Raw genomic sequence first — 10,491 nt, forward strand, 5'->3', positions numbered from 1 at the left:
ATGAATATAAAATAAGCACTGTGCAAGTTGTTGTATGATCAGCACAATTAATAAAGGAATAAAACAAGATGCTGAGAGGGCAGAGCGAAACCCGCATGATCTGGTTGATGAGCCTGATGATTGTCGCCATCAGCGCGTGGTTTTTATCATTTCCACTGCTGACCTATGTCTGTGGTTTTGCGCTGCTGATGAGTGTCATGCACTATGTCGATGCTATTCAGCAACCGGCCCAGGCGCTAGGCGAACAAAGGTTAATTGCATTTCGTGCCACCTCCAAAGTGCCGCTGTATCTCTCCTCGATTATTGCCGTGGTCGGTGGGCTGCTGGATTGGGGCTGGATGATTGCCGCTGGCGCTGCGGCCTGGATTTTCTTTTTTCTGCGCTGGCTTCGGCGTCTGGAACAGTATTTGGGTCAGATTCAACAGGCCCAGCATTTTTTGCCGCAGCCGGCTTCTTCGGTACAGTCGGACATACCGCCTTTACCGTTTAGTGCAACAGCTGAAGCTGCACCAGCGCCCGCTCCCAATTTAGTCCAGCAAATCAAACACTGGATTTTTGAGGGTAATCCGGTGCTGAAAACCGCGATTTCTATTCTGGTGATCGGCATTATTCTGCTGCTGCGTTTTGCCACGGAACATTGGCAGCTGAGCCTGGCCACCAAACTGGCCATGGTCGCGCTGAGTAGTGCTGCCGTGACCGGACTGGGTTATCGCTTGCAGCAGCGCAATCGCAGTTTTGCCCTGGGGCTGGAAGGGCTCGGGCTGGCAGCCTTGTGTCTGACCTTATTCTTTGCCTATTACAATGCAATAATTCCAAACTTGCTGATTGCCAGTGGCTATTTTCTGCTACTAATGGCCCTGACGTTATGGCTGAGTTTAAGACAGCAGTCGGTTGAACTGGCGTTAATGGCCATGGTGATGGCCTATCTTGCACCATTTACCTTACCGGTGCGTGATGCAACTGCACCGGAATTTATTGGCTATTATCTAGTGATTAATATTGCGGTGGCCGTGCTCAGCAGCCTGCGACCGTGGAAGTTTCTGAATCAGATTGCTTTTTTAATGACCGTGCTGGTCGGTGGCAGCTATGCCTTTGTGCATGGCAGCGATGCTGACCGCGACCTGATGACCGTGCTGATTCTGGCACATGCCGCTATCTTTATCTGGCTGGGTTTCCGTTTTAGCCAGTTATTGGCACAGCAGGATTTAGACAAGTTTAAGCTTAAACCGGCGCTGGATATTGGGCTGATTTTTGCTGCACCGTTGCTGGCCTATAGCAGTTTATATGTGCTGCATTTCCAGGACACAGCCTGGCAGGCGGGCCTCAGTCTGCTGTTTGCACTGCTGTTCGCCGTGTTGTACCGATTGTCCAGACACCATCAAACGGTACAGCTAATTGCGCACAGCTATTTAAGCCTGACCTTAATTTTTCTGGCCTTAATTCCGCCGATTTTATTACCAGCTGAAAAAAGTGTTATGGGCTGGGCCATTGAAGGCCTGCTGATTTTCCTGTTGGGGCTGGTGCGGCAGTCCAAAATCAGTCTGTATCTGGCCATGGGCCTGCTGGTCGTGGCGGGGCTGTCGAGCCTGTACTATCTGGTGGAGCTGATTGTATTTCCACGCGCCATGTTCTGGGTGCTGTGCCTGAGCTATGTGGGCGTGGTATTGCTGTCCAATAGCCGGCTGCAATTTCAGCAACAACTTAGTAGCAGTATGATTGGCTTTCAATGTCTGCTGATGTTGCTGGCGACCACCATGCTGCTGGTGCTGCTCCAGGATGAATGGTCCGGCGAGCTCAGTGCGGTGCTGAGCCTGCTCAGCCTGAGTCTGGCCTATTGGGTTGTGAATGAAATCCTGTTACGCCGACAGGCCGGGGTGGCCTGGTTATTCAGCAAATGGTCGGGCCTGGTTCCCTTGCTGCTGTTTGCGGCAGGAATTGTCATGCTGCGGATGCAGCAGGGTAGTATTGTCTGGGCATCTTTCAATGAGCGGCTGTTGTTTGCCGGAGCTAGCATCATCCTCAGTCTGCTCTGGTTAAGGCCGCTTTTAGGTGTACGAACCGAAAAAGAATGGGTCAGTGCCGGTACTTTACTCAGTCTGCTACTGACCAGTCTGACTTTATTACCGCAGCAACCGTATATCAGTATGGTGATTTTACCGCTGCTGTTTTGCGGCTGGTGTTACTGGCAGGCACAGCCCGACTGGCAGATGTTCTGGCAGGCCCGAAGCAGTTTGCTGTTGATGCTGGCCTGGATGATCTGTTCGCAGCTGTTAAGCCAGCAGGCGTTTCATGGCTATCTGCTGCCCATCTTAAATCCTTTTGATCTGGTCAGCATCGCCATGCTGGTCGGCTTTTTATGGATGCTGTCGTTACAGGTTAAGGCCGGGCTGGACCGCAGTATGGCCGCAGTGTTGATGGTGCTGAGTTTATTGTGGCTGAGTAGCTATATTGTGCTGCGTGGCTTGCATGTCTATGTGGGTACACCGCTGAATGAATTGGCGCTGTGGCGTAATGGCACGGTACAACTGAGTTTGACTTTACTTTGGGTCAGCCTGGCATTTGTTACCATGAGCTGGGCCAGTCGCAAACAGCTGTGTTCGGTCTGGGTCCTGGGCGGCAGTATTCTGGTGGTTGTCAGCTTAAAGCTGGTGCTGTTTGATCTGTCGCATATTGGCACTTTAACCCGGGTGATTTCCTTTTTAGCCGCCGGTGCGGTGATGCTGATTATTGCCTATATTGCGCCAATGCCCGATCCAGAACAGCCAGTTGAACGGTCACCCTCTGAATAGAAAAAAGCCTTCTCTTGGTGGAGAAGGCTAATATTAAAAAATCTATTTTAAATCCGGTTCACGTTTCAGGGCTTTTTCATTGGCATATTGATCAATCTCTGCATTTTCCAGCGGTCGAGACAGCGGATGATCGACAAAGCCCATTTTCGGTACCGGAATTTCAATCTGGTTATCGACAAAGCCATTACGAATCCGTTCCTGCATTTCATCACGTACTCGCAGGAAATTTTCCTGCTGGCACCAGATCGCAAACAGCAGTTCAATTGAGGATTCACGGAAGGCAGTTACTGTCACCGCAGGTTTCGGATCGGCCAGCACCAATGGATATTTATTGGCCACATCCAGCAGCACTTCACGCACCTTGATAATATCTTCATGGAAATTAATGGCCAGAGTAATTGGAATCCGCCGGATCGGGAATTTGGACAGGTTGTGTACTGGCGCCCGAATCAGCTGTTCGTTCGGTAAACGCACATACACGTTGTCCTGGGTGAGCAGTTTTACCGAGAGCAGGTCAATCGAAATCACTTCACCTTCTACGGTATGACCACGAATGAGGGTAATCTGGATGGTGTCGCCCACTTCAAAGGAACCTTCACCAATCAGGAACAGACCGCTGATTAGGTTGGAAGCCGAAGTTTGTGACGCGAAACCCAACGCCACGGTTAAGATACCGGCTGCACCCAGGAAGACACTAAGTTTAAAGCCGGCTTCTTTCAGGCTGGCCATCACAAAAATCAGGAAAATAAAATAGAAAATCCCGCGACGCCAGACCAGACTCTGATGCGCATTAAAGCGTTTACCAATGGTGCGGATAAAGGCATTAGAGACAAAACGCGCCACCAGAAAGCCTAAGAAGCACAGCACCAGCGCCACCAGAATTTCAGTCAGGCGCTCGGTGTTGATATTGGTGAAAATCCCTTTCAGGCTATTGGTAATTTCTTTAGGGATATTGGAATCGGCCATGTCTACTCCCTAGAAGAATGAATCAAACATATTAAATAACGCCCCCGCGGTTTCACGTGGCGGATGCACATAAATCACTTCACCGGCATGCGGTGGGGTACGGTTTTCAATTCGTACCCGTGGTGGCCGGTCAGAGCCTTCGTGCAAGACTTTAATTTGGGAGGTCCATAAACGTCCGGTACTTTCACTAAAAAATAGCGGCAGTGCCGGCACCGGTACATTCATCCGGTCAAAGCGCAATTGCTGGTTGCTGATATTATGAAACTCGATAGGCGTAATGGCACGAAAAGCGCGCGGGCGTAGCTGGTGCAGCTCGGTCCGGCCATCCACCGCGGTGGCATAACAGATTTCGCCATAACGGTGATTCGGTCCAAACCAGGTATCTTTGGGCAAAATCACCGGCAAATCAAAAATCGGCTCGCGCTGACCATTGACAAAACCGGCAATCCATAACGGGGTACTAATGTACAGCGTGCCACGCTGGCCAGCCGGAATATAAATCGGATCGACCGGTTTAATCACCACCGACCGATCTGCCAGACGCGGCATCAGCTGGAGCTTGTTGGTGGTCGATTTGAACATGTAGCGTTCAATTTTCACTGGCTGCGGAAAGGAAAAATTCGGGTCATTGATGCGATGCCATTGCTGTTCATAGTCATATTGCACCTGCGGACGATGATATTCCAGACGCCACTCCTGCATGCCGCGTGTTAAACGAAACAGCAGGGAGCCAAATTGCCAGGCTTTGGGCTGATGCAGCTCAAACTCGTGTTCGCCCCACCATTTTAAATCGGGCAATTCATCATGATTCAGTAATTCATTCGGATGCGGCAAGGGCGTCTTCCTTTCAATTTAAAACCCTAAAAAACAGACTTCACGCTGTCATAAGCTTAGAGTACACTCAAATGAGATTTTTTCATCATTATTATAATCGCTGATGCAAGTACTTAAACAATTACAAATTCCCTATAGTTTTGCAAAACGCCATGGCGTGCTGATTCGCTATGAGGGGGATCATGCTTTTATCGTGCGCCGTGAAAATACGCCGCTGCTGGCCATTCAGGAAGCACGCCGTTTTCTCGGGCATCCGGCCCAGTTCCAGTTATGTACCGATCAGGAATTTCATCAACTGTTAAGCAGCAGTTTTGCCGGCGATACCGGGGAATCACAACAGGTTGCAGCAGGCCTGGAAGATCATCCGGATTTACTCAGTCTGGCCGACTCGGTGCCTGAAGCCGAAGATTTAATGGATCAGGAAGATGATGCGCCCATTGTCCGGCTGATTAATGCACTGCTGTCCGAAGCCATTCGGGTCGGTGCGTCGGATATTCATATTGAATCGTTTGAAAAACGCTTATCGGTGCGTTTGCGGGTAGATGGACAATTACGTGAAATTGTACAGCCGCGTCGTGAGCTGGCGCCGTTACTGGTATCGCGGATTAAAGTCATGGCCAAACTGGATATTGCTGAAAAACGCATTCCGCAAGATGGCCGTATTTCGCTGCGCCTGGCGGGCCGTGAAGTCGATGTGCGGGTCTCAACCTTGCCATCTTCGCATGGTGAACGGGTGGTAATGCGTCTGCTGGATAAACAGGCCGGACGGCTGAACATGACCCATTTGGGCCTGATGCAAAATGATTATGACCGGCTAAAACAGCTGGTACATCGTCCGCATGGCATTATCTTGGTGACTGGTCCAACCGGTTCGGGGAAAACCACCACCTTGTATGCAGCACTGTCGGACCTGAATGATGGCTCGAAAAATATTCTGACTGCTGAAGATCCGATTGAATATCAGCTGGAAGGGATTGGGCAGACTCAGGTCAACACCAAGGTCGATATGACTTTCGCGCGTGCTTTAAAAGCCATGCTGCGTCAGGACCCGGATGTGGTGATGGTCGGGGAAATCCGTGATCTGGAAACTGCAGAAATTGCGGTACAGGCTTCGCTGACTGGTCACCTGGTATTATCGACCTTGCACACCAATACTGCGATTGGCGCCGTAACCCGTTTAAAAGATATGGGCATTGAACCTTTCCTGCTGTCCAGTTCCCTGATTGGTGTGATTGCGCAGCGTCTGGTCCGAACCTTGTGCGCGCACTGCGCCACCTGGCATGATGCTGATGACTTTGAAAAAGAACTGTTTAAACCTGTCAGCAGTGCAGAGGTATTGCGCCTGCCGAAACCGAAAGGCTGTGAGCAGTGTGCGCATACCGGATTTACCGGTCGGACCGCCATTTATGAAATTGTGCCGGTAGATGATCACATGCGTCGCCTGATTCATGGCAATGCTGCAGAGTATGAACTGGAAAACTATGCGCGCCAGCAATCCGGTTCGATTCGTGAAGATGGTTTGCGTAAAGTACTGGCCGGTAAAACCACAGTCGAAGAAGTGTTACGTGTCACCAATGAAGCGGCAGACTAGCAGAGCTGTAGAGCCTGTTTAAAAAAATCGTCAGTCCCTACCACAGGCTGACGATTTTTTGCATTAAGAGGGCGCGTAAGGGTGCCGTCGGATTGCCGGGATTGCGCTGGCTTTCATGAGTATAAAATGCCTGCCAGGCCTGCACCATCTCCAGGGTTAAACCTTGAATTTGCATCTGATGCACATCGGCAGCTGTGATGGAATCTAAACGCCCTTGCGCACCTTCCGGGCCGCTGCCCCAGCCAATCAGTCCCTGTCCAAAGGCCGGAAGATTCATCTGATTCGGTGTGGCTGGAACCGGCAGACGTGCCATCTCCGGATTGACCTGAGAATAAACCACAGGACGCATTTTTTCAGAAATACTCAGCTCGGCCAAGGCCAGTGTCGAGCACAGCAGCCCCAGACTGGTGATCACGATTTTAAACATCAGGATAATTTGTTGTTGAAAATAAGAATCATTATTATATGCAAGTTGAAAGCTTACGTCGATAACAATATCAGCGAGATCAAGGGAAAGACTTAATAATTGACTAACACGCGATGCTGCATTAAAGGCATTGACTCGCGTACCTGTTGCTGTTCTTTCAGGTCAAATTCGACTGTAATCAGTTGCGCGCCTTCGTCCTGCACCATGGCCAGTAATTGTCCACGGGAATTGGTCGCACCAGAATGACCCCAGGTTTGACGTTTTTCGCCGTGCCAGCCTTGCTGGGCAGCACCTAAAACCTGACACTGACTGTCCATGGCACGTGCTTGTAGCAGCAGCTGCCAGTGCATCTGGCCAGTGGTGTAGGTAAAAGCAGAAGGTGCTGTCAGAAGATTGGCGCCTTGTGCACGCAGTTTTAGCGCCAGTTCCGGGAAACGTAGGTCATAGCAGACCATCAGGCCAATATTGCCAAATGGGGTTTTGGCCACCACAACGTCTTGGCCCGGTTCAAAGAATTTGGATTCCTGATAACCCCCGACGGCATCACCCACCTGTACATCAAACAGGTGAATCTTGTCATAACGGGCTTCGGTTTTTTCCGGACTGATACACAGGCTGACAGTACGTACCCGGCCATCTTCAATGACTGAACCATCCGGGCGGAATGGACACGGCAGGGTACCCGCCACCAGCCAGATTTGATGCTGATGGGCCAGTTGTTCCAGACGTTGTTGAATAGATTCAAACTGGGCTGCAGTTTCGCGCTGCTTGCCGGCAGCAAAACAGATAAAATTTTCAGGAAGAACCAGCAGTTCACTGCCGGCGGCTTTACTCTGCTGAATCAGCTGCTCGACTGTGTTGAAATTGGCTTCAATATCATTTTGCGAGTTCATCTGTGCAACAGAAACGAAAGTCATGCAGGCATTCTCCCAAACTGAAAATTATACGTTTTGCTGATTAGACACCTGTTCCAAGTTGTCCTGTTCTTTTTGTAGCTGTTTGACCAGGGGTTCAAACATATTCTGGTTGCTGTCGTTGAGTTTCATCAGGGTTTTATGGGCATCCAGTACGGTCGAGAGCATATTGCTATGCGTCACATGCTCTTCAATCAGGGCACGGGTGCAGACACTCGGATCGCCACAGTAATTCAGAATCACAAACACCTGCCCCAAGCCCATGCTATTGGCCAGTGTGGTGATGTCTGGATTGGTCGACAGCATGACCGCCTGAATCTGATGTACCTGTTTAAGTTTTAGCCCGAGTTTTGCCAAAACACCCAAAACAGTACTGTCAATAAATGTGGTTTGAGTTAAATCGACAATGGCGCCGACCACATTGGTTTGCTGTTCAATTTTACTGAGTAGTTTGTCTAAACTGATACAAGATTGGGCACGCACTTCGCCGATCAGCTTGAAAATATGCGTTCCATCCAAACTTGCGTATTCAACATGACCTGTTGACATATAAATGCCATTTGCAGAGAAGGATAGATAAAATTATCCCATAGGGACACCACAGACTCAAGTGTCTGCTATGGACATAAGTCTAAGGATGGTTTTAAGTGGTTGATTAAGTGATTAATTCAGTCGGCACAAACTGAGGATGGCAATATCGTCGGCCACGTGTTCTGGCGCTTTAAAGGACTGATTCTGCAAGTGATAGACCAGTTGTTCAAACTGTTCATTGAGTCCACCAACATAGGGTTCCAGCGCACCATCTGAACAGATAATAAAGCGCGCCTGACGTGACAGCACGCATTCATATTCTTCTACTTCCAGGTCTTCGGTCAGGCCCAACGGGAAGCTGCTGGTGTTTAAGATTTTCGGTGGCTGATTTGGCTCAAAGATAATCGCAGGCGGATAATGTCCGGCACTGGACCAGCGCAGCTGATGGGTTTCCAGGTTTAAAATCCCGCTAATCATGGTGATATGCTTTTCAATATTTTCCTGTACCAGCATCCCGTTCAGTTTTTTCAGTAACTCGCGCGGGGTTTTGGAGCGGCCATGAAAAGCCGCCATCCACGACGTTAATAAACTGCTGGTTACCCCATGTCCGGACACATCGGCCAGATAAAAAATTAGCTCTTTATCGCTAATTTTCCAGTAATCGAACCAGTCGCCAGATAAATAGGCGGAAGGCTGAAACAGGGTTTCAATTTCATAATTGACCAGTTCAATCGGGTTCGGCAGCAAACGTTTTTGTAACTCTGCAGCCGAAGGTAAATCACGACTGTCCTGATTGCGTTTATATTGCGCATCAATTTTAAGCAGGGCCTGCTGCGGTTCTGTCGGCAGTTTGCTCCAGATCCAGCCGGCCAAAGCGCCTTGTTCCCAGGCTTGCGATAGGGCCAGCCCTTCATCTTCAAAGCCCAAAACAATGGTCGGTAAATTCCAGCGATGGGTTAAATAATCCTGCACATCGGCAATGGCAATGATGGTCTGATCATATAGGTCGATGTCATCTATGCGAATCATTTGCACACTGGGCAGTGTGTCAATCACCTGATCTAGATAGGGAATATCACGTGTGGGCTGAATGAAATACATAAATGTAGAATATAATCCTATGCGCTTTAGGGGATAGATGTACTATAACAATCAATGAATTACTAGGGGAAGTTGAACTTCCCGCCAGAAAGAAGTATTACAAATTATTCAGTGAGCGGTGCAACTGAATCAAAGTTTTCTTCATCTTCGATGTAGTCGTCTTCGACATCTTCAATAAATGAAATGCTCTCGGCCTCTAAGCCTTTTTTCTCGGCAATTTCAAAGTTTTTACGCTGCAGGTAAATATCACGAATAGCGGCATAGCGATCCCCTTGTAACACCTGTTCTACATCCAGAATCTGGGAACGGGCATCAATGCCGCGTAAAGCCTGCTCGGTCCAGTACAGTCCATCATGATCTTCTAGAATGTATTTTTGTGGACGGGCCTGACTGTCAACCAGACGGCCAAAACCATCACGGAAGGTACTTGGGCCAATAATCGGCAAAACCAGATACGGGCCAGACGGCACCCCGAAATAGCCTAAAGTAGTGCCAAAATCTTCATCTTCGGTTTCCATTCCCAAACGACGGGCCGGATCAGCCAGACCTAAAGTGGTGATGGTATTTACAGTAAAACGGCCCAGCGTTTTTGCTGCTCTGAGCGGACGGCCCTGAATCAGCTGGTTTACTGCATTCCATGGTTCACCCAGGTTTTTACGGAAGTTACGATAAGAACCACGCACATCGCCAGGAACTTTTTCTGTATATTGCACAGCCAGCGGACGGGCGATATTGCGGTCTAACACATCATTTAAGGCATAGACCTGACGGTTTAAAGGTTGTAGTGGATCTTTAACACTTTCCGGTTGTGCGGCATTGGCATTCACTTTCAAATCTTGTGCTTTAATATTTTTCAGCTCTTTTAAGGATTCAAGGCGTGAAGGGGCTTTGCTGGTTGCTGCAGATGAGTCTGCTTCTGCTGTGGTGCGGGTAGAACTGTCTACTGCAGATTCATTGGCAAAAGCAGGGGAGGCCATCCCTAAAGTCAGCAGGCTAATCCATACATATTGTTGTTGACGCATAAAAGATCCTAGTGCTTTGAATACTGAAAGCAAAAAAGAGAAAGCAGGGTCATTCGACCCAGCGCACATTTTAAGAGAGTATTTAAACACTTTTGGCCGAAATTTATAGCTAAAAAAGGTAAAATGAATAAAAAATAATCGGATGATTAAATTTTTTTATCAAAGGGCTTGCAAGCGTAAATATTTCGCCTATAATGCACATCCATCGGCGGTGATGTTGATAAAAACTTGTTGATAAACAAGGATTTAGCTAAAATGGTTGAGTTCTGGTTTAGGTGGTAAGTTTAGAAATAAAATCAACATTGTATATTGTATG

At 48.7% G+C, this 10,491-nt stretch carries 9 protein-coding genes; 2 read left to right on the plus strand and 7 right to left on the minus strand.

Features of this window, described 5'->3' with window-relative positions:
- Positions 1 to 68: 68 nt before the first annotated feature.
- Positions 69 to 2,789 (plus strand): DUF2339 domain-containing protein, encoded by a 2,721-nt coding sequence (locus FTU67_RS10750; protein ID WP_180006956.1) that lies wholly within the window; start codon positions 69 to 71, stop codon positions 2,787 to 2,789.
- Positions 2,790 to 2,831: 42 nt separating this feature from the next.
- Here the strand turns inward: FTU67_RS10750 and FTU67_RS10755 are convergent, their stop codons facing one another.
- Complete coding sequence (locus tag FTU67_RS10755) at positions 2,832 to 3,755, minus strand: mechanosensitive ion channel family protein (protein ID WP_016659510.1); 924 nt, start codon at positions 3,753 to 3,755, stop codon at positions 2,832 to 2,834.
- 9 nt (positions 3,756 to 3,764) lie between these two features.
- Positions 3,765 to 4,568 (minus strand): hypothetical protein, encoded by an 804-nt coding sequence (locus FTU67_RS10760; protein ID WP_373684733.1) that lies wholly within the window; start codon positions 4,566 to 4,568, stop codon positions 3,765 to 3,767.
- A 124-nt stretch (positions 4,569 to 4,692) separates the two neighbouring features.
- On the opposite strand from FTU67_RS10760, the gene gspE reads away from it, so the two are divergent.
- On the plus strand, positions 4,693 to 6,180 hold the full coding sequence (gene gspE / locus FTU67_RS10765) for a type II secretion system ATPase GspE (protein WP_104472732.1): 1,488 nt from the start codon (positions 4,693 to 4,695) through the stop codon (positions 6,178 to 6,180).
- Positions 6,181 to 6,217: 37 nt separating this feature from the next.
- Here gspE and FTU67_RS10770 read toward each other — a convergent pair whose 3' ends face one another.
- The 5 genes from FTU67_RS10770 to FTU67_RS10790 form a co-directional block, all read right to left on the minus strand.
- Positions 6,218 to 6,607 (minus strand): DUF4951 domain-containing protein, encoded by a 390-nt coding sequence (locus FTU67_RS10770; RefSeq protein ID WP_168399188.1) that lies wholly within the window; start codon positions 6,605 to 6,607, stop codon positions 6,218 to 6,220.
- Between the two features lie 92 nt (positions 6,608 to 6,699).
- Positions 6,700 to 7,524: a carbon-nitrogen hydrolase family protein gene (locus tag FTU67_RS10775; RefSeq protein WP_005182522.1), complete on the minus strand. Its 825-nt coding sequence runs from the start codon at positions 7,522 to 7,524 to the stop codon at positions 6,700 to 6,702.
- A gap of 24 nt (positions 7,525 to 7,548) precedes the next feature.
- Positions 7,549 to 8,070, minus strand: coding sequence for an anti-anti-sigma factor GigB (gigB, locus tag FTU67_RS10780; RefSeq protein WP_005182525.1), 522 nt, complete (start codon positions 8,068 to 8,070; stop codon positions 7,549 to 7,551).
- Positions 8,071 to 8,184: 114 nt separating this feature from the next.
- Positions 8,185 to 9,153, minus strand: coding sequence for an RsbU family protein phosphatase GigA (gene gigA / locus FTU67_RS10785; RefSeq protein ID WP_104472728.1), 969 nt, complete (start codon positions 9,151 to 9,153; stop codon positions 8,185 to 8,187).
- A gap of 104 nt (positions 9,154 to 9,257) precedes the next feature.
- Positions 9,258 to 10,175 (minus strand): VacJ family lipoprotein, encoded by a 918-nt coding sequence (locus FTU67_RS10790; protein ID WP_180006958.1) that lies wholly within the window; start codon positions 10,173 to 10,175, stop codon positions 9,258 to 9,260.
- Positions 10,176 to 10,491 lie beyond the last annotated feature (316 nt).

Origin of the sequence: Acinetobacter sp. YH12132 (assembly GCF_013418645.1) — a bacterium.
GTDB lineage: Bacteria > Pseudomonadota > Gammaproteobacteria > Pseudomonadales > Moraxellaceae > Acinetobacter > Acinetobacter indicus.